Raw genomic sequence first — 19,715 nt, 5'->3', positions numbered from 1 at the left:
TGAAAAGCCTCCCGAACCTAACGTTCTAAATAATCCCGGTAACTTTTCTCGAACTCCTCGATCGAGAGATCCCGCATCCAGTATTCTACTAACGCGTGACCGAACGCGCTCGCGTCTTTGTCCGGGGGGGCGGGAGTTTTCACGGCGAACGGCCAGATGGCTTGTAGATCGAAGCTTTTGTCTTCGGGATTCAAAAGATTATAGAGATCGTAAGCCATTTGTAATTTACCGATCACCACGGGTAACTGTTCCACGGGAATCTGTTCGGCGAGAACGCGGGCTAATGCCGGGGAGCCGGTGGTTAGCGTGGCGAGAAAACTTAAAATCGGACTTTTTAATAGCGCGGTTAATCCCTGGGTCGTCGCCATCTGGAACGTGTAGCGATCGATAATTTTCGCCGTCGCCACCGCGCGCGTGTCCCGATCGCGCAAAAATCGCGCTAACCGATACTGTTTCGCGGGTTCGATCGAGTCCACCAGGGCGATCGATAACGCGTCGGTTCCCCATTCCGTCCGATTCTCATCCCCGGTAACGACGGGAAAGATCCGATCGCACAGATCCCCCAACAACCCCGCGCGATACTCGATACACTCGCGGATATTCACCTCTTTCGGCCGCTCCCCGGTCAACCAATCGTAAGGCGGTCGCCACTCCCGCACCGGCCGCAGGCGATCGACCCCGGAAACCACGACAAAAACCGGTAAATTCTCCACGTTCGTCTGTAAATCCCTCAAAAAGTCCACATCCATCTGTAGGGCGGGATCGAGCGCGGGAGTGACGAGCAGAACCGCGTCCGCGACCCCGGCGCGTTCTAACACTTCCTCGCGGTAATCGGCGCGATCGGCCTGTTCGTAACCGGGGGTATCCCAGAGGGTTAACTCGTCCCCCTCGTCCGCGCGCCAGTGATAGGACCGGATCTCGTCGGTACTCGGTAAAACGTCCACGCGGGCGAGATCCGATCGGAATAAAGTATTGATCAAACTGCTTTTTCCCGCGCCGGTGCGACCGACCAGAAGAATATTGACCGGCTCGCGTTCCACCTTCTCCACCGGTTCCGATCGCGCGAGAATTTCCTCGATCGTGGTCGTTTTCGGGGCGACGGCCGGACTTTCGAGGGGAATCGTGCCGCTATAGAGGAAAACGGACTGACGGCAGAGATTCCGCAAGGCGGTCTCCCGGAGAATCTGACCGAGATTGAGTAATAACTGTCGATCGGCCCGATCGCTGTAGCGTTGGCTGGCGGTACGGGCGACCGCGGCGGCGGGATTTAACAGCCATTGCGCCCAATTCCAGACGCGCCAGAGTTTTCGCGCCGAGGGTTCCAGTTTCTGGTAGACCTCGTAGGCGTTATAAGCCTGTCCGACGGTGATCTGATTGAGCGCGGGGGAGAGGTTCCGCATCCAGCGATCGGTCTCGTCCACGGTTCCCCGGATCAGGGTGTAGGCTTGGGGAATGTAAATATTTAATAACGGGTACTTGACATCGGGGTAATAGAGGCGGGCGATCGCCGTGACGAGATCCTGACAGCGTGTCCAGAAGGTCGCCCAATCCTCCCACATCGGTCGATCGTCGCGCGCGGCGGTTAAAATCGCCTGTAGGGTTTCCTCGACATTTTTCGCGGGCGCGCTTTTACTGGCGGCCTCTTCTAATTCTTCGGCGACCTCGGCGATCGCGGTCTCGATCTCGGACACCATCGGGCGCGTCCATTTAACGAGGAGAAACCGCCAGACGACGAGAACGAGGGTGAAAACCGCCCAGATCCAGTTAATTCCCCACCGATGGATCGTGAATCCCGCCGTGACGAGGAGAAAAAGGACGATTAGGGCGATCGGTAGGACGAGAATCACCCACTGCCAGGGTCGTAAACGTAGCATCGTTAGATTGTTTTTCTTTCCATTGTATCGAGCGGTTTTCTCTCGATCGACGAATTTTTTCCGCTCTCCGGAAACTCCCGCGAGAGATGAGGGGAATGTTTCGGCGACTTCTACGAGAAAAAAATCGGGGAATCGATCGGGGATTCGACACGAAATATCTCGAACTCTAGCGAAAGTTCGTTTTTAGAGTGTTGGAAACCATTCCGCGTCTAGTGTCTGTTCTAAAGAGGCGATCGCTGTCGCGGGGAAGGTTTCGATCTGGAGTCCGCATCGAATACTGGCCTCTAATCTCGCTTGAGCGTAGCAATCCTCAAAAATTTCCCGGATATAAGGTTTTAAACTGGGACTATCTTTCAGTTCCCGGTTAATCTGTCTCCGAAAAGTCAAGATTTCGCCTTTCCAGTGATTCGCGTTCCGCCGTCCAGTATTCTAGTTTCAGTAAATGCTCTAGAATTCGGATTAATAAATTCTCGATTTTATATTTCTGGCTCCTCCCCATATTCGCTAACTCTTCGATTAAATTTTCGAGATCTAAATCCGAGAACTGCTTTGTTTGCAGTTGCTCGATCGTCGTTTGAATCCAGATATAGAAATCTCGATCGTATAACGATTTATTTTCTAACTGTGTTTTCAGTTCCATTACCGTTCCTCCTCGCTTTCGATCGCGGGAAACCATTTTGTATCTAACACCTGTTCTAAGGAACCGATCGGGGTAACGGGAAAGGTCTCGATCGGGAGTCGATCGCGAACGCTCACTTCCTCTCTAGAGCGTTCGTAACCATCGGGAAAGATTTCTAGAATATAAGGTTTTAGACCGGGACTATCTTCGATTTCATCGGCTATATCCCGACGAAAAGTTAGAATTTCCCCTTTCCAGTGATTTTCGTTTCGCTCGCGTTCCGCTGTCCAATAACCGAGTTTTAATAGGTTTTCCAGCAGTCGGGTTAATAAATTTCTCATCGATCGCTTTTCCTGTCCTCCCATACTTTCCAATTCCTCGATGAGATTCGGCAGATCGACGCTTTGGAACTGTTTCACCTGTAATTGGTTAATCGTGGTTCCGATCCAGAGGTAGAAGTCTCGATCGTATAAAGTTTCCGCGTCCATTTTTCCCTCCCTCACGCGTATAAACTCGCCACGTATTCCCCGTATCCGTTATAGGGGAGCGTTTCTTTAATCTCCCAAGATAGATCCGGTCTGTTGCCGATGAATTTTTCCGTGGCCTGCGACCAACGGGGATGTGGTTTGCTCGGGTTTACATTCGCCTCGAAATCGTATTCGTGAGAATCGATCGTATTCCAATAGGTAGCTGGTTGTTCGGCTAGAAACTCGATTTTCACGATCGATTTCGCTCCCTTAAAACCGTACTTCCACGGGAGTACCATCCGGATCGGCGCGCCGTGTTGTTTGGGCAGATCGTGACCGAATAAACCGACGGCGAAAAAGGCGAGTTCATTGGCCATCTCTTCAATCCGTAACCCCTCGGTATAGGGCCAGGGTAACGCGCCGAAATGGATACCGGGACCGCGGGTGATTTCGGGATCGTAAAACGAGGTAAATCGGACGTATTTCGCGGTCGATGTCGGTTCCACCGCTTCGATAAGTGCCTTCATCGGGAAACCGATCCACGGTAACACCATCGACCAAGCTTCGACACAACGGAAACGGTAGATTCTCTCTTCTAGGGGAAAGGTTTTTTTCAGATCGTCGATGTCGTAGGTGCGGGGATTTTTGACCAATCCACTAACCTCTACTTGCCAGGGATTCGTCGGTAATTTCTGCGCTTTCAACCAGATATTTTTGCCGCCACCGAACTCGTAAAAGTTATTATACCGACCCGCGACACCCTCGTTAACGATCGGGCGATCGACCGTGGCGAACCGCGGATTTTTCTGAAACCCTCGGATTTTCGGTAGATTTAAACTTTCTTCTAGCGCGGCGCTCGACGAGGATTTCCCGCAGGCGCTCAGAAGCGAGGAAGCTCCCCCGGCGATTCCCACCCCGATTAACCCCCGCAGAAAGCGACGACGGTTAAAATACACGCTTTCGGAAGTGACTTCATTTTCGGGAATTTCCCACGATTTCGCAATCCGGATCAGAGGCATGATAGCACCAAGAGTATTGACAAAAAACAAGAGTTGTGTATTAAAGCAGTTGACACAACTCCGAATTATTTATCAGTGTAAAGTTTTCACGAGATCTCGGCGAGAGCGGGAGAGGGTTGAATCGCCTCGCGTCGTCCTTTGAGGATCATTCTCACCCCTCGCGCGGGGGAGAGGGTTAAAGCGCGCCGACGGGGTTTTTCGGGCGTTTTATCGGCTAATTCCAGATCGTAGCCGGCTAGAATCGTCCCCAGGGCGATTTTCATCTCGAATAATGCCAGCGCCTCGCCGATACAACGACGCGCCCCGCCGCCGAAGGGCATATACTCGAAGGGAGTGAACTGTCGCTCTAGAAAGCGTTCGGGACGGAAGGTGTGGGAATCGGGGAAAGTGGCCTCGCGGTGATTGGAGAGATACATACAACCGGTGACGAGGGTTCCTTTTTCGATCGAGTAGCCGTCGAGTTCGATCGATTCCTCGGCGACGCGGGGGAAAGTCAGCATTGTCACCGGATGAACCCGCAAAGATTCGGAACAAACGGCCGATAGATAGGGTAAACGGGTAATTTCCACCGGATCGGGATTATCTCCGAGGGTAGCCAATTCCTGACGTACTTTTTCCTTAATTTCCGGGTATAGGTGCGTCCAGTATAACCCCCAGGCGATCGAGGTGGCCGTGGTTTCGTGACCGGCTACCAGCAGGGTGATCAGTTCGTCGCGTAATTCGTTATCGCTCATCGGGTTGCCTTCCTCGTCGCGCGCGGACAGGAGGAGAGAGAGGATATCGGTACGATCTTCGCGCGGGTTGGCTTTCCGTTCGGCGATTTCCGCGAAGAGAATCTCGTCGATTTTCCGCCGCGCGCGGATATATTTTCCCCAGGGACTCCACGCGCCGAGATCTTTTTGAAGCCAGGAGAAAAAGAGGATCGAGGCCATCGCGGGAGAGCGGAAACCATCGAGCATTTCCGACAGTAAACCCTGAAGGGTTTGAAATCTCTCGCCCTCGCCGATGCCGAAAACCGTCTCTAAAATGACCTGTAAAGTCAGCGATTGGGTGACGGAACGCGCCTCGAAGACCCGATCGAGCGGTACCGATTCCATCACTTTTACCGTGAGATTCCGAATGATATCCCCGTAGGAACGCATTCTCTCGCCGTGGAAGGGCGGTAATAAAAGCTGACGGCGTTTTTTATGGGCTTCCCCGCTTAACATGATCACCGAATACTCGCCGAGGAGACTGGAGATGATGCGATTAACCTCGCCGGGGGCGGAAAATTGTTTGCGATCGCCGGTTAAAATCTGCTGTAACGCGGTGGGACTACTGACGAAAACGATTTTCTCGCCGGTTAACGACACCTTCGCGCCGAAAATATCCCCGTACTGACGGGCGTTATCTTCTAAAAACCCGGTCGGATCGAGTATCCAGCGCGCGAGTTGGATGGCGGAGGGGAGGGAGGAACCCGGAACTTCTTTCATAATAATTTAGTAGGGTGACGTTGATTAGACTCCGAAGTGCGATTCATTTTTGTGAATCTAAAATCGAGAAAAAGTTTGATTGAAAAAGATCGATCGATTTCGGGTTGGATTTTTGAGGAGATTATTCTGTATTCCCCCTCCTGACTCCTGACTACTGGCTCCTGACTCCTTAACCACACGACAAGTGTTGAATTCCGTACATCAATCTATCATGTCCGATTGTAAACCGGCGATCGGGTTCTCTGCCGTTTCGAGACCCGTAAGCTCACGCCACCGGACGGGGCGATCGTTACCCCCCGGCGGGCGGGGCGAACGGTTCGATCGCTGACAAAATCTAGATCGTGGTCCGCAAGAATCGTGCCGAGAACGAGTTTGAGTTCTAACATCGCCAACGCTTGACCCAAACAGCGACGACTGCCTCCCCCGAAAGGTAGAAATTCTCCCGGCCCGTAGGAACGATCGAGGAAGCGATCGGGAGAGAAACGCTTCGGTTCGGGGTAAATGTCCTCGCGTTGGTGAACCAGGTAGATACAGGGGGTTAATCCCACCGTTCCCTCGTAACGATAGCCGTCGAGTTCGATCGACCCTCGGGGGAAACGGGTAAACGCGACCGGGGTGACGGGATAGAGTCGTAAGGTCTCGTTACAGACCGCCGTTAGATAGGATAGCTTCGCGAGGGCTATCGGATCGGGATTCTCGCCTAAACTGTCCAATTCTTCCCGTAATTTCTCCCGTACTTCCGAATCGGTGGCGATCGAGTAAAAAGCCCACGCCAGACTCGTCGCCGTTGTCTCGTGTCCCGCGATCAACAGCGTGATCGACTCGTCCCGTAGTTCGACATCCGACATCGGTTTACCGTCTTCATCGGTGGCCGCCATCATCAGACTCAGCACGTCATCGCCGGAGCGATCGTCCCCCACCCGTCGCGCGTCGATCTCTTCCTGTAACAGCGCGTGGATGCGCTCTCTACGTCGGACGAACTGACCCCACGGACTCCAGGCCCCCCAATCGCGTTGGAAAGATTTAAAAAAGAGTAGGCTCGATCGAAGGGGAGAATCGGTAACATTCAGCATATCCGCCAACAGGGGCTTAATCTCCCGATAGCGCGCGCCCTCTCGCAAGCCGAAAACCGCCTGTAGGATGACTTCGAGGGTGATATCCTGCATGGCGGCGCGAGCGTCGATCACCTCGCTCTCTCGCCAACGCGCCATCACCTCGCGGGTCGCGTCGAGAATAATCCGGCTATAGGTTTGCACTCTCTCCCCGTGAAAGGGAGGCAGGAGTAATTTTCTCTCGCGTTTATGGCGATCGCCGTCCATGAGAAATAACGAATTCTCACCGACCAACGGTAAGACGATCCCGTTTCCCTTGCCCTCGTCGAATTGTTTCGCGTCGAGACTGAAAATCTGTTGGACGAGTTCGGGCCGGCTCGTGAAAACGAGCGGGGGAAAACCCTGTAAGCGGAAGGTGAAAAGATCGCCGTAGCGACGGCTACATTCGTCGAGATAGCCGAGAGGATCGCTAATCCAGCGGAAAAGTTGCCACCAGCGGGGGGCGATCGGCCCGTCGGGTAATCGGTTCATAAATTCGCGACCGGAAAAACTACTTGTAGTATAGATCTCTCCTTTCACCCCTCGCGGGACCGGAAAATCTTAAAGAATCGCGAAGTCCTCCCGATCGACCCGCTCGCGCCGTCGATAATAAAAGCAGTAATTCCCTTCATTTATCGCGATCCGTGAAAATTATCGTCATCGGCAACGGGGGCCGCGAACACGCCCTCGCCTGGAAACTTTTACAATCGAACGAGGTAAAACACGTTTACTGTATCCCCGGCAACGGGGGAACGGCTCTTTTGGCGAACTGCGAGAATATTTCCCTGTCGATCGAGGATTTCGAGGGAATCGCTCGGTTCGCGCTCGAAAATCAAGTCGATCTCGTGGTCGTCGGGCCCGAATATCCCCTCTCCCTCGGTATCACGGACGCGTTAATCTGTCAAGGAATTTCTGTCTTCGGGCCGACGAAAGAGGGCGCTTCGATCGAATCGAGTAAATCCTGGGCCAAGGAGTTGATGATCGAGGCGGGAGTTCCCACCGCGGCCTCCGGCACGTTCACCGACGCGGATAGCGCGAGAGCCTACGTTTTAGAGAAGGGCGCGCCGATTGTCGTCAAAGCGGACGGACTCGCGGCCGGAAAGGGCGTGATCGTCGCCGAAACCGTAGAGATCGCGTTAGAAGGGATCGACGATCTGTTCAATAGCGGGTACACGAAAGTCGTCGTCGAGGAATTTCTCGCGGGGGAAGAGGTTTCCATCCTCGCGCTCACCGATGGCGTTACCTGTCGCGCCCTAGTCCCGGCCCAAGATCACAAGCGTATCGGCGAGGGAGACACCGGCAAAAATACTGGGGGAATGGGGGTATACGCGCCCGCGCCGATCGCCACGGCCGATATACTTCGGAAGGTAGACGCGGAAATTCTCGCGCCCGTGGTAGCGACGTTACGGAAACGGGGCATCGACTATCGCGGGGTTCTCTACGCGGGGCTGATGATCTCGCCGTCCGGGGAACCGAAGGTATTGGAGTTTAACTGTCGTTTCGGCGATCCGGAAACCCAGGCGGTTCTTCCCCTGTTGGAAACGCCTCTCGCGCCTTTACTGCTGGCCTGCGCGCGCGGGGAGTTACGCGCGTTCCCCCCGCTACAATGGCGATCGGGTAGTGCCGTTTGTGTCGTGGCCGCGTCCGCCGGCTATCCGGACGCTTACGAGAAGGGGAAAGTAATTACCGGGATCGAGGAATGCGAGGCGGAAGGGGCGATCGTTTTCCACGCGGGAACGACGCTCAAACACGGGGATTTACTCACCGACGGGGGACGGGTGCTAGGAATAACGGCGCTCGGCGAGACTTTTTCCGAGGCGATCGATCGCGTGTATCGGGCCGTGGCGCGGGTTCATTTCGACGGCATCTATTACCGTCGCGATATCGGCCATCGCGCGCGGGAACGATAACGGGTTCGGGAATGCTATTTCCGCGCCTCTTCCCGGACGGGTTCGATCGGTAAATCGATCGATCGGCTAATATCTTCCCAACTCAATCCATATTCGAGCGTACAAGGGAGATTCTCTAATTTTCCTTCCAGTCGGGCTTCCCGATCGACCTTGGTTTGTTTGAGTTCACCGAGTCCGAACATAGCTTCGATTCCCTCCCGGCTTTTCCGGGATAATTTATGGCCCGCTCTGTTGGAAGTATTGACGAGCCTTGACGAAAATCGGAAGCTAGAGACGTGTTGCTTCAAATATTTCCCGCGCCCGTGTTCAAATCCCTCTTCTATTTCATTCTCTCCGGTCTGTGCGAGATCGGTGGCGGTTATCTCGTCTGGCTGTGGGTACGCGAGGGGAAAAGCGGTTGGCTCGCGGTAGCCGGGGCTATCCTACTGACGGTTTACGGCTTCGTCGCTACCGGACAACCCGCGAATTTCGGTAGAGCCTACGCCGCCTATGGCGGGGTCTTCATCGTTCTCTCGATACTATGGGGATGGTGGATCGATCGCGCCGCCCCCGATCATCTCGATTGGCTAGGGGGCGCGCTCGTCATCGCCGGTGTTCTCGTTATGATGTACGCGCCGAGAAATTGACTCCAGTCTAAGGTGGGCTGTACCCACCCTATCCATTTACGCGTCGCGCCATAATTGTTGAACCCGATCGGGCAACCAACCGGCGATTTCCTCGACGCGTTCCGGGGAAAGCTCGTCTTTCGTCGCGCTAAAAATCGCCCGGATCACCCGATCTCGATCGAGGTGCGGGGCCATTCCGGCCTCGTTGGCGACGCGGGTGAAAAACAGATCCGAGGTGATTCCCTGCCAACCGGGCCCCTTTAACGGGGGACGTAGGCGACTGAGAAAACGGACGAGGGGGTTCGTGTCGTGCCAGAGGTCGGCGATCTCCATATTCAGGGCTTTTTCTTTGGTGTGGGCGATTTCCTCGTGTAATTCCGACTCCACTCGATCGGATGTTTCCGTCGGCATGAGATCGCGCATCACCCGATAGACGACCTCGGTAATATCGCGCGCGTCGTAGGGATCGGCGATCCCGCTATTGGCCATCACTTTTTCGAGAAACGGGCCGTGAGGATCGAGATTTTTCGCGCGGGTGTCCTCGATCTCGGTGTGATCGATTTCCGGGATATCTTTTCTAAACGCTTGATCGGGCATCTGATTTTTCCTCCGATGTTTGCCGTAAAGCCTTAAGCTCGCATAAGTCAGGAAACCCTCACATCTCCCGCGGGATCGAGAGCCGGTTTCCGCGGGACGGATTTATCGATCGCCGGAGATCCTGGAAACTCTCCCGATCTGGCGCGTCCCCAACGGATCGCGGTAGCATCGAAACAGCAGAACGCGCGATCGATCGAAATCCATGAGCGAACAGTTAGTTGAAATCCTCTCCGCCGAAGAGATCCGGCGCACGATCATCCGTCTGGCCTCGGAAGTGATCGAGAAAGGCGGCGATTTGGAAAACGTGGTGTTAGTGGGCATCTATACCCGCGGGGTTCCTCTCGCGCGATCGATCGCCGCCGGGATCGAGATGTTGGAAGGGGTAAAAGTTCCCGTCGGGGCGATCGATATTACGTTCTATCGCGACGATCTCGATCGGGTGAAAACCCGCACCCCCGCGAAAACGAAAATCCCGATGGATCTCACGGGCAAAACGGTCATTCTCGTCGATGATGTCATCTATAAAGGACGCACGATCCGCGCCGCTTTAAACGCGGTGATCGAGTATGGTAGACCGCAGAAAATCCGCTTACTGACATTGATCGATCGGGGACACCGCGAGCTTCCCATCCATCCCGATTTCACCGGAAAAAATCTCCCCACCGCTTCCGAGGAACAGGTGAAAGTCTATCTCCAAGACATCGACGGACGCGACGCGGTGGAGTTGATCAAGTGACGCGATCGAGATAAGGCAGGAGGCAGGAGAAACAATTAAAGAGATAGCGCCCGCCCCCTGCACAAGTGGGTCAAAAACATTCCCGATCGGTTAATCGTTCACTCGATCTAACCCATGAAAGACGAACGATTGCATCGATTACATCTAGGGGAACGGCAAGCGAATAAGATCGAACGTTACCAACCTGACGAAAATAATTTCTAAGAAATCTTTCCCCTTGAAACGAGCTTAAAAATTAGGGGCTACAATAGCGAAAAAACCGTTGATTGTTGGAACGCCCGACGAATCCTTATGCCAGAATCGATCGAATCCTTTCTCTCTCCCGAACATCAAGCCCTAAAACCCTTTTTCGAGCCGAAAACCATTGCGGTCATCGGCGAGATCGAAAACACCGGGAAAACGCTACTGGAAAATCTATACCATAATCCAAGTAATCGCCAGATCTATTCTATTAATCCCGATCGACCCGACATTCCCCCGGCGCTCGATCTCGCCATTATTGCCACTCCCGCGCGCGAGGTTCCCGATATTCTCCGGCATTGTGTCGAGAGAAATGTGAAAGGCGCGATGATTCTTTCCACCGGATTCGACGCGGCCGGGGAGGAAGAAATTCGATCGATTTCCCGCGGAAAACTCCGGATTCTCGGCCCCGCTTGTACCGGCATTATTAACCCCCGCGTCGGTTTAAACGCTACCCTTGCCCCCATCCAGCCGAAAGCCGGTAATCTCGGTTTTATCAGTCAGAGTGGGGCGATCGCTTCCGCCGTTCTCGATTGGAGTTTGACCGAAAACGTGGGGTTTAGCTCGTTTATTTCCCTCGGTTCCCCTCTAGATATCGATTGGAGCGATTTACTCTACTATCTCGGTGACGATCCGCTCACCAAAAGCATCGTCATCTATGTAGAATCGATCGGGAACGCGCGATCGTTCCTCTCCGCGGCGCGGGAAGTCTCGATAAATAAGCCGATCGTCGCCATTCGTCGCCGCACTTCCGAATCCGCCACCGTAGCTCTCTCCCACTCGGGCCGGTTAGTCGGCAGTGAACTCGCCCTAGAGGCCGCCTTTAACCGGTGCGGCATCGTCGAGGTGCAACGGATTGCCGATCTCTTCAATATAACCGAAGTTCTCGCCAAACAGCAACGTTTACCGAGGGGAAAGCGTTTGAGCGTCATTAGCAACGGCGCGGGCCCGGCGGTTCTCGCGACCGACGCGCTGATCCTCACGGGGGGGGAACTGGCCCGATTCGCGCCGGAAACGATCGAAAAACTCGCGTCTTTCTGTCCCCCGAATAACCCGATCGATCTGCGTCGTAGTGCCACGATCGAGGATTATACGCTCGCTTTCGAGATCGCGCTCGCCGATCCGAACACCGACGGCGTTTTAGTCATTTTCACGCCCCGAGGTTCGATCGATCCCGCCGAGACCGCCCGCGCGATCGCCCCTATCGCCAAAAACGCCCGAAAAACCGTCCTCGCCAGTTGGATGGGGGGAGACGGCATCAGCGAGGGGGAAACGATTCTCAACGCGCACCGAATCGCCACCTATCGCTATCCGGACTCGGCGGCGGTTTTATTTAACCGGATGTGGCGGTATCAGTACAATCTTCGCGGCCTCTACGAAACGCCGGTTTTACCGGTCGCGGAGAGCGATCGCCAGCGATCGCGCGTGACGGAGATGATCGACAACATCCGAGGGCAAAATCGAACGATTCTCACCGAAGCGGAATCGAATCACCTTCTGGCCGCCTACGGTATCCCCGTCATCCCCACGAAAATCGCCCGCAACGAGGAAGAGGCCGTTACTCTCGCCAATTCGATCGACTATCCGGTGGCGATCAAACTTCTTTCGAGTACCATTCTCCACAAAACCACGGCTGGCGGCGTGCGTTTAAATATCACCGATCCGGAAAAAGTTCGGCGAGCGTTTCGATCGATCCGCGAGACGGTTGACGCGAGCGATTTTCTCGGGGTTACGGTACAGCCGATGATCCCTCTCGATAGCGGTTACGAACTATTTCTCGGCTGTAGTCCCGATCCCCGTTTCGGTCCGATTCTCGTCTTCGGAACCGGCGGAAAATTGGTAGAAATTCTCGGCGATCGAGTGGTTGCCCTCCCTCCCCTCAATACCACTCTCGCCCGTCGTTTTATGGAAGGTACGAAAATCTATCGGGCGTTTCAAAATCACGAATTAAATATCGACAATTTAGAACAGATTATCGTTACATTCAGTCAACTCGTTATCGAACAGCCGTGGATTGAATCGATCGATATTAATCCCCTTTTCGTCAATTCGGAGGGAGCGATCGTTCTTTCCTCCTCGATCGTTCTTCATGCCAACGATACCGAATTCGATCGACTTTCCCATCCCGCCATCCGTCCCTATCCGAGTCAATATATCGGCGAATGGACGACGAAAAAAGGCTTACCCGTAACCATCCGACCCATCCGCGCCGAGGATGAACCGTTAGTGCGAAAATTCCACGAACATCTCTCGGAAGAAAGTATCTATTTCCGCTATTTCCATCTCGTGAATCTGAACCGTCAAACCGCTTACGATCGATTAACCCGCGAGTGTTTTATCGATTACGATCGAGTGATGGCACTGATCGTCGAATCGGGCGATCGGGAAATGTTAGGATTAGGACGATTGAATAAATTACACGGGGTAAACGAGGCCGAATTCGACCTACTGGTGAGTGATGCCTATCAAGGTCACGGACTGGGAACGGAATTACTCCGGCGCTTGGTACGAATCGGTCGCGAAGAGGGATTAGAAAGAATCAGCGCGGAAATTCTCCGGGAGAATCGATCGATGCAAAAAGTCGCGGAAAAAGTCGGCTTTTCTCTACACCGTACAGGCGATTCTGTCAAGGCGGAATTGGAGTTATAATTTTAGCGATCGAGGGAATAAACTGCCTAAGAATCGAACCGCGCGATTAATTCCTCGCGCCCCGCTTGTAGGAGAAGACGACTCGACTCCGCGGGGGATAATTCTAAGAGACCGTTCACCACTCGATCGAGCGATTCATCTAACGGGCCGAAACGGACTTGTAGGAGGTTTTCGATCATCGATCGGCGTTCTTCCCTTTGTCCTTCTTGTCGTCCTTCTTGTCGCCCTTCTTGTCGCCCTTCTTGTTTCGTCGCTTCTTTCCACGCTAAATACTCTTGGGATAACGTCATAAATACCTCTCTATCTTCTTCATCGATCGAGTTTTGAATTTCGACACTCACTCGCCAACTAATTAACAGTTCCAGAACATTTTGGTGGAGAGAATCGTCTCTCGGTAGGGTTAACAATTCTCGCACCGCTTGGTTTTGAGTTTTTCCCCGTCCCAATAGTCTGAGCCACAGGGTTTCGGGGGTGACGGGTAGCCGATTGAGCGCCACCAGTGCCGTTCGGTGAAAGGGAGAGAAGAAATACACCCCTTCTCCCCAATCCTCTTCTAATCTAGCAGTAAACCCTTCGAGAAGGGAGGGACTAGCGGAAGGCGCGAGAATCCAGAGATAGGGTAAATTCTCCTCGCTATAAGCGGTATTCTCCCGTTTGGCCTGGCGTTGGATTTGAGAGAAGACGGTAAACAGTTTTAAGATACAGTTTCGCACTTCCGCGCGGGTGGGGGAATTGCGGTAGGGTTCGATGAGGGCGGATGAGCGAGCGATTTTTCCCAAGATTCCCAAGCGATCGAGATTTACGGTGCGATCGGGATGAGGGGAAAAGAAGATATCGATCTGTCGGGTTTCGTCGGTGACTTCTTTGCTAATCTCCACGGTTCCGAGTGGGGAGAGAAGTTCTTCTAGATATTGTTTGGCGAATCGATCGTGCGGTTGTCGCGTCATGGGGGAAAAGGGTTTTTCGGCTTTCTTCAGTATCCCAGTTCCGGGGAGTTTCGCACGGGCGATCGAGGTTAGGGATGTCGATCGTCTTCATGTTTTCTTTAGATCTCGCGAGGGTGTTTTTTGTTACGATGGAGCGAGCGGATCAATATAGGCTCGATCGGTGCGATCAAAGTAATGATAGGGGCGAATAATCTATCGTATTACGTTCAGTAGTTTTCTCGGCGGGGATACGATCATGACTGGCGGCTAATCCGTATAACATCCCTATCTGGGTATTATTAGGTCAAATTTCCCTATATCATCTCTGTCGGGGATGATATACAAAAAAATCTTAAAAAATAGCTATACTGAGGTACAGCCTTTCTCGTAAAGGTGAAGTACATACCAACCCTTACCGCTAAAAGATTCCAACCGCGAGAACGTACCTTATGTATCTGAGAAAGGCTGTAATATACGGAAAAAATCTATATACTACATAGTTAGCTATTATCAGACGTAATGTGTAGAGTTGTAAAATATGAAAAAAATTATAATTTTTACCTTCTACTTTATCTTTTACTTTTTATTGATAATTTTGCTAATTGTTGTTGCTAAATATGCCTGGTCTTGGCTCAAATCTGACAATAGTGGCGAAGCTGTCGTCGCAATTATTACAATGTTTTTCATTCCCCCTTTATATGTTGTTAAAGAACAATTTGAAAAACGTTACCTTGAAAAACCGCACTCTCCAAAAGAGGCTGAAAAAGATCTCGATCAATTAAGCGTCAATATAAATAGACGAGAGATCAGGTGCTACGGCGAGTATGTTGATTATGCGATTCAAATTGACTTGGAAATATATGCTCACAGAAAGGTTAGCATTAAAAGTATAAAACTTAGCTGTGAAGAGCCTTTTGGATATTCTAATAAGAGAAGGGATTTGAGTAAACTTCCAAAGCTAACGAGGATAAATTGTGATCTACTCTCTAATCAGCTAGACACTTTAATGTCAATAATTGAGAATTCAGAAAAATTAGAGAAAACGCCGTTTATTATTGAAGAATCAGAACATTTGTTATTAACGATTTCTGGATATGTGAGTGGAGAACGTCTTCCTGATGCTTGGGAGGGGCTAAGGCTTTCAGGCTGGAATTTAGAAATCGAATATAATGACAATAGAAAATATATTTCTGAATTCGACCTTATTCCTCATCAAAAAAGTCTAAAAGTGCCTACTAAATATCATAATATCGGATTCTATGATGCCTAACACGCACGATCGCCGATCGAGTAGTTCAATATAACGCGCCTCGTGAATTCTTCTCCGATCGAACGTTCGATCGCTCCGAATTTTCCCTTCCACAAATCGATCGATCCTAATTGACGCTGATTAGATGCGAGTAATTTCAATCGCGCCTCGCGATCGTTGAAAGCAGACATCAAACTCTCGAAAAAAATTCGTTTGCCCGAGGATTAAAGGAACCCGATCGGCTTGTGTCCAAGCAAAGGCTAAACGAACGGGTTCCAGACCGCCGATTTGAACATAGACGAATAAACCCCGCGCTTCAACCCTTGCCAGATTTCCGGCCAGTGGCAAGCGAACCGTTTGTTCCTCCCAAATCGCGCCTAATTGCCGTCCAATGTCATAAGGTAAGAGATTGACCGTAGACCCGGTATCTAGCAGTGCGTTCGCGGGGACAGAAAAGCCCGCGTGAATCAGGGTGATAGGGATTGTTGGTAATGCTTCCTCGTTAGAAAAGGGAAACTCGATCGTACTAGGCATGAGTAGATGCCTCTCGGTCATCCTGAATCATCTGCATCAGAATATTCGCCGCTTCCGTCGCGTCGTAAGGCGACCAGATCGGATACTCTGACGCGGAAAAGATGGCTTGTAGTTCAGCGTCCGGGATTTGCGCCGCTAGGAGTTTGAAGAGTGATAATTTGTCCGATCGGCTCAGATTGTTCACCAAAGGAATTAACTCGGCAAGAGACATGATTTACACTTCCAGATATACGAGAATGTATTGATCATAAGCGATCGACGAGATACAGTCTAACAATACCATCGCGTGCCGATCGTCGGAAATCGCTTCACCGAGTCCACAAACTTACTAGCGGCAGGTGAACGGGGTTATTATGCGGTACGATCGTCGATCGAGTGGTTCAATATAACGCGCCTCATGAATTCCTTCCCCGATCGAACGCTCGATCGATCCGGATTTTCCCTTCCAGAAATCGATCGCTCCTATCTCGCGAACCGCATCGATTCGCCTTCCACCCATAGCGATCGACCCGGAAGAGCGATCGAGGTAAAATAGAGAGGCCGTATTGAAAGCGAGAACAAATCTTATGGCAGTACGCCAACGACGTTACAGCAAAGAAGAAATCGCCCGACGCGGGCAAGAACTCTACAACTCCGGCATCCGACAACAAATCGAAGCGGGAAACGAGGGAAAAATCGTCGCGATCGACATCGAAACCGGGGATTTTGAAGTCGATGAAACCGTCCTCGCCGCGACCGATCGACTATTTGAACGCCATCCCGACGCTCAACCCTGGGGGATTCGGATCGGACATCGCGCCGTTTATCATTTCGGAGCGCGGAGTCTGAAGAAAAATCCATGATGTACGGAGTAGTAAATTCACGTTCCGAAGCGACACTTTCCCTCGTGGTCGGTAACTCTTCCGGACAACGGGAAGTCATCAATACCGTGATCGACACCGGATTTAATGGATTTCTATCTTTGCCCTCGGAAATTATCGTTCGCCTCGGGTTGCCCTGGACAATTTCTAATACGGCTACCTTGGGGGATGGTAGCGAAACCCTGTTCGATCTGTACGCCGGAACGGTTATCTGGGATGGACAATATCGCGCGATCGATATCGCGGAATCGGAGACCGAACCGCTACTAGGAATGGCGCTACTCTACGGTTATCGATTACAGAGCGATACGATCGAGGGCGGGATCGTAAAAATCGAAGCCTTATAATTCCGATCGGGTCGATCGAGTGAGGTACAACGGATTGTAACGCGCCTCGTGAATTCCTTCCCCGATCGAACGTTCGATCGCTCCGAATTTTCCTTTCCAAAAATCGATCGATCCTATCTCCCGAACCGCGTTACTTTTTCCCGTCTCTCCTTCCGCGGGAGGTATGAGGATAATCTCTCCAGCCACGTTTCGTTTGGCGTGTAAATCCCCGTTCAACTGACAGAACTCGAAAAAGCGATCGTCATCCATCTCGATCGCCGGGGACAATCGGAGAAAGAGAGGGGGAATTTCTATACCGATCCCGATCGATGAGCGAGAGAACGCCTCGAAAAGGAAAACTCTTATCCAACAAAAATCGGGATGACAGGATTTGAACCTGCGGCGAAATTAGAAACCGTGGCAGGTAAGCACTTCAAACTCTCTCATATCAACCATTTTGGAAGATTGAGAGACAAATGAGAGACAGTCTTATCGGTGGTCAAGGGAATTTCGACGGTTATAGCGACCTCATTCGCTTTTGGGACAGAAAACGAGCGGAATTAAAAGAACTTAAGGGAATCAGTCTCAAAAACGAGAAGGGGAAGACTATCGGGTTACAGTTCACTCTTGCGGGGAAACGAGTAGCGCGGTCATTGGGTGAGCCATTCACCGAGGACGGGATGGTTAAAGCTGTGGTAAAAGCTCGAAAGGTTTACGAGTTCTTGCAACGATGCGACAGCGTGACCGAGTTTGAATCGTGGTATCGGGACGAGATATTAGGTGAGAACGTCGTCAAAGATGACCGATTGACCTATCGCCAGATATTTGACCGAATAGAGACTGAATACTGGCAAGGTGTGGATAAAAACACCAAGAAACCACGACAGCTTTCTAATGGTCAAACATTAAAAAATCATGTAGTGTCGTATCACGAAACTTACGGACGATTCTTGAATTATTTCGAGGACTGGGACAAGTACCCATCATGGGAGGAACTAGAACGAGTGCTTTTTTCTTGGCAACAGGGTACTAAATCATTTAAAGACGCGTATAGCGTCATCAAAAAGATAGTTTTCTATTTCCCTAAAAGTTTTAAGGCTGACTGTCTCAATAAACTTGATTGCATTAATCCTCGTCAAACTATTTTCCGAGAAAAAACTCGCATCACCGAAAAAGAATTCTTAGATTGGCACAATCAAGCCTACGAAATAGCTTTAAATCATTCACAGAAATCACATGGTAACGCTCGATTGGGTTGGTTATGGGTAGCGTCTATGGCGTTCGTTTACGGGTTACGTCCCACGGAAATCGCCGCCGCTCAAAACTTGGTCAATCCCTATCAAACTAAATCAGGGGAAGTGATTAAGGCAATAAGTGACCCATCAAATAAAGACCTTATTCTCGTTTTAGGTGAACTAACTTACTTCGGTATCAAGATTAAGACAGGGGGACGTATCTGCAAGCCATTGACTTTAGACCGAGAAATCATTGAACAGTTAAGAATACAGGACGTAAGGCTACCGATTTATACTCCTCGCCCGAATTCTAACGAAAAATCCGTCGTTAACGGGTTTACTAATAATTTCCGAAAATCGATGATTTCGATGGGATGTCCTACCACTCAATGCTACGCGTTCCGTCACGCTGGTAACGCTCAGGGGGAAAAGTCGGGAATACCTCAAGAGATACGCGCCCGTTCGATGGGTCACAGCAAAGAAGTCAATGACCGTATCTATCGGGACGAAAGTAATGAGGATATAGCCCTGGAAATCCTAATGAATCATTCTCGTCAACCATTGACCCATAAAGAGGCATTATTCGAGCTAGAAGCCAATGGAATCGATGTTAATGACCCGATGGTAAGTGCGGTTCTCAAAATCATCTATCGAATGTAGAACGAGACAATCCCCCTCCCTGTACCGTCGCTCGATTATACGAGATGCTTGTCAGTGGTCAACGGTCTGACGATGCTACGCACTCCCTACGGTCGCCGTTGACAACTGCCTACACATCTCTATAATCGGCTTTTGGGGTCAGGGAGGGGGATTGTCTATTGTCTAATGGGGACGGCTACCGCCAATAACCACACAAGCATAGGGTAAAAAATAAGCTCATTAATAATGAGCTTATTAATGAGCTTATTATTGGGGTAATGCTCTATACCGTTTTCATTGAGTAAACTGCTCGGACAGTTAAACCCTTACAGGGATTAGGTTTTAGCTAAAATCACGAGAAAGTGATCGCTTAGTTTAACTATGGATACTTCGTGTCGTTACTCATTCATTTTTTTCTTGTTCCTGGTAAACACGATAGGAAGGCTATAGAGCATTACCCCAATAATAAGCACCTTATTAAGCACCTTAATAAGGTGCTTATTTTAAGACATGACCTTTACTTGATACCTGTATACCCTTTTCTTTTAGTGCCTGTATGCGCCTTCCATCGCAAAAGAGACATTCCCCTCCCCAAAAAAAGAATATGCCCGTCCCTAGTCTAGACAGTCAAGGGTGAGGAACGAACCGAAGGGAACCCTTGACGGGA

20 protein-coding genes and 1 pseudogene are annotated in these 19,715 nt (G+C 51.2%); 9 read left to right on the top strand and 12 right to left on the bottom strand.

Annotation, left to right across the window (positions count from 1 at the left end):
* Positions 1-17: 17 nt before the first annotated feature.
* The 6 genes and pseudogenes from V0288_RS04680 to V0288_RS04655 form a co-directional block, all read right to left on the bottom strand.
* Entirely contained in the window at positions 18-1,874 is a 1,857-nt protein-coding gene (locus tag V0288_RS04680) for a GTPase family protein (RefSeq protein ID WP_332863869.1), read from the bottom strand.
* A gap of 183 nt (positions 1,875-2,057) precedes the next feature.
* A pseudogene (locus V0288_RS04675) lies at positions 2,058-2,514 on the bottom strand (DUF29 domain-containing protein).
* A complete protein-coding gene (locus tag V0288_RS04670) occupies positions 2,514-2,981 on the bottom strand; it encodes a DUF29 domain-containing protein (protein WP_332863868.1) in 468 nt (155 codons plus the stop codon). The pseudogene V0288_RS04675 and the gene V0288_RS04670 overlap by 1 nt, the downstream one beginning before the upstream one ends.
* Before the next feature lie 11 nt (positions 2,982-2,992).
* Positions 2,993-3,979 carry a protein-methionine-sulfoxide reductase catalytic subunit MsrP gene (gene msrP / locus V0288_RS04665; protein ID WP_332863867.1) on the bottom strand — a complete coding sequence of 329 codons (987 nt, stop codon included), beginning with the start codon at positions 3,977-3,979 and terminating at the stop codon, positions 2,993-2,995.
* Positions 3,980-4,065: 86 nt separating this feature from the next.
* Positions 4,066-5,451 carry a cytochrome P450 gene (locus V0288_RS04660; RefSeq protein WP_332863866.1) on the bottom strand — a complete coding sequence of 462 codons (1,386 nt, stop codon included), beginning with the start codon at positions 5,449-5,451 and terminating at the stop codon, positions 4,066-4,068.
* A 209-nt stretch (positions 5,452-5,660) separates the two neighbouring features.
* Positions 5,661-7,034, bottom strand: a complete 1,374-nt coding sequence (locus V0288_RS04655; RefSeq protein ID WP_332863865.1) for a cytochrome P450 — start codon at positions 7,032-7,034, stop codon at positions 5,661-5,663.
* A 152-nt stretch (positions 7,035-7,186) separates the two neighbouring features.
* Here V0288_RS04655 and purD point away from each other — a divergent pair, with 152 nt between their 5' ends.
* Positions 7,187-8,452 carry a phosphoribosylamine--glycine ligase gene (purD, locus tag V0288_RS04650; protein ID WP_332863864.1) on the top strand — a complete coding sequence of 422 codons (1,266 nt, stop codon included), beginning with the start codon at positions 7,187-7,189 and terminating at the stop codon, positions 8,450-8,452.
* Positions 8,453-8,466: 14 nt separating this feature from the next.
* Here purD and V0288_RS04645 read toward each other — a convergent pair whose 3' ends face one another.
* Positions 8,467-8,634 (bottom strand): hypothetical protein, encoded by a 168-nt coding sequence (locus V0288_RS04645; protein WP_332863863.1) that lies wholly within the window; start codon positions 8,632-8,634, stop codon positions 8,467-8,469.
* A 105-nt stretch (positions 8,635-8,739) separates the two neighbouring features.
* Between V0288_RS04645 and V0288_RS04640 the strand changes: the two genes are divergently transcribed.
* Positions 8,740-9,078, top strand: coding sequence for a YnfA family protein (locus V0288_RS04640; RefSeq protein WP_422661902.1), 339 nt, complete (start codon positions 8,740-8,742; stop codon positions 9,076-9,078).
* A gap of 36 nt (positions 9,079-9,114) precedes the next feature.
* Here V0288_RS04640 and V0288_RS04635 read toward each other — a convergent pair whose 3' ends face one another.
* Positions 9,115-9,654, bottom strand: coding sequence for a DUF2267 domain-containing protein (locus V0288_RS04635; protein ID WP_332863862.1), 540 nt, complete (start codon positions 9,652-9,654; stop codon positions 9,115-9,117).
* Between the two features lie 202 nt (positions 9,655-9,856).
* On the opposite strand from V0288_RS04635, the gene pyrR reads away from it, so the two are divergent.
* Together pyrR and V0288_RS04625 are read left to right on the top strand one after the other, a co-directional pair.
* The gene (gene pyrR, locus V0288_RS04630; protein ID WP_332863861.1) at positions 9,857-10,390 is read left to right on the top strand and encodes a bifunctional pyr operon transcriptional regulator/uracil phosphoribosyltransferase PyrR; all 534 of its coding nucleotides are present in this window, start codon (positions 9,857-9,859) and stop codon (positions 10,388-10,390) included.
* A 291-nt stretch (positions 10,391-10,681) separates the two neighbouring features.
* Positions 10,682-13,279, top strand: coding sequence for a bifunctional acetate--CoA ligase family protein/GNAT family N-acetyltransferase (locus V0288_RS04625; RefSeq protein WP_332863860.1), 2,598 nt, complete (start codon positions 10,682-10,684; stop codon positions 13,277-13,279).
* A gap of 26 nt (positions 13,280-13,305) precedes the next feature.
* On the opposite strand, the gene V0288_RS04620 is transcribed toward V0288_RS04625, so the two are convergent.
* Positions 13,306-14,226: an RpnC/YadD family protein gene (locus V0288_RS04620; RefSeq protein WP_332863859.1), complete on the bottom strand. Its 921-nt coding sequence runs from the start codon at positions 14,224-14,226 to the stop codon at positions 13,306-13,308.
* 517 nt (positions 14,227-14,743) lie between these two features.
* Between V0288_RS04620 and V0288_RS04615 the strand changes: the two genes are divergently transcribed.
* Positions 14,744-15,475: a hypothetical protein gene (locus tag V0288_RS04615; RefSeq protein WP_332863858.1), complete on the top strand. Its 732-nt coding sequence runs from the start codon at positions 14,744-14,746 to the stop codon at positions 15,473-15,475.
* A 120-nt stretch (positions 15,476-15,595) separates the two neighbouring features.
* On the opposite strand, the gene V0288_RS04610 is transcribed toward V0288_RS04615, so the two are convergent.
* Both V0288_RS04610 and V0288_RS04605 read right to left on the bottom strand, forming a co-directional pair.
* Positions 15,596-15,988 carry a retropepsin-like aspartic protease gene (locus tag V0288_RS04610; protein WP_332863856.1) on the bottom strand — a complete coding sequence of 131 codons (393 nt, stop codon included), beginning with the start codon at positions 15,986-15,988 and terminating at the stop codon, positions 15,596-15,598.
* Positions 15,981-16,199 (bottom strand): hypothetical protein, encoded by a 219-nt coding sequence (locus V0288_RS04605; RefSeq protein ID WP_332863855.1) that lies wholly within the window; start codon positions 16,197-16,199, stop codon positions 15,981-15,983. Before V0288_RS04605 ends, V0288_RS04610 begins: the two co-directional genes overlap by 8 nt.
* Positions 16,200-16,385: 186 nt before the next feature.
* Between V0288_RS04605 and V0288_RS04600 the strand changes: the two genes are divergently transcribed.
* From V0288_RS04600 to V0288_RS04590, 3 genes are read left to right on the top strand one after another with little or no spacing between them, the layout of a single operon-like run.
* Positions 16,386-16,523 carry a hypothetical protein gene (locus tag V0288_RS04600; protein WP_332863854.1) on the top strand — a complete coding sequence of 46 codons (138 nt, stop codon included), beginning with the start codon at positions 16,386-16,388 and terminating at the stop codon, positions 16,521-16,523.
* 31 nt (positions 16,524-16,554) lie between these two features.
* A complete protein-coding gene (locus tag V0288_RS04595; RefSeq protein ID WP_332863853.1) occupies positions 16,555-16,830 on the top strand; it encodes a hypothetical protein in 276 nt (91 codons plus the stop codon).
* A complete protein-coding gene (locus tag V0288_RS04590; RefSeq protein ID WP_332863852.1) occupies positions 16,827-17,195 on the top strand; it encodes a hypothetical protein in 369 nt (122 codons plus the stop codon). The genes V0288_RS04595 and V0288_RS04590 overlap by 4 nt, the downstream gene beginning before the upstream one ends.
* On the opposite strand, the gene V0288_RS04585 is transcribed toward V0288_RS04590, so the two are convergent.
* A complete protein-coding gene (locus tag V0288_RS04585; RefSeq protein ID WP_332863851.1) occupies positions 17,190-17,444 on the bottom strand; it encodes a hypothetical protein in 255 nt (84 codons plus the stop codon). The two genes, V0288_RS04590 and V0288_RS04585, sit on opposite strands and share 6 nt — an antisense overlap.
* 206 nt (positions 17,445-17,650) lie before the next feature.
* Between V0288_RS04585 and V0288_RS04580 the strand changes: the two genes are divergently transcribed.
* On the top strand, positions 17,651-19,069 hold the full coding sequence (locus V0288_RS04580) for a hypothetical protein (protein WP_332863850.1): 1,419 nt from the start codon (positions 17,651-17,653) through the stop codon (positions 19,067-19,069).
* The last annotated feature ends 646 nt before the right edge of the window (positions 19,070-19,715 follow it).

Origin of the sequence: Pannus brasiliensis CCIBt3594 (genome assembly GCF_036688125.1) — a bacterium.
Lineage (GTDB): Bacteria > Cyanobacteriota > Cyanobacteriia > Cyanobacteriales > Microcystaceae > Pannus > Pannus brasiliensis.
Note: the sequence above shows the minus strand (reverse complement) of the source record. Positions and strands in the feature narration are given on the sequence as shown.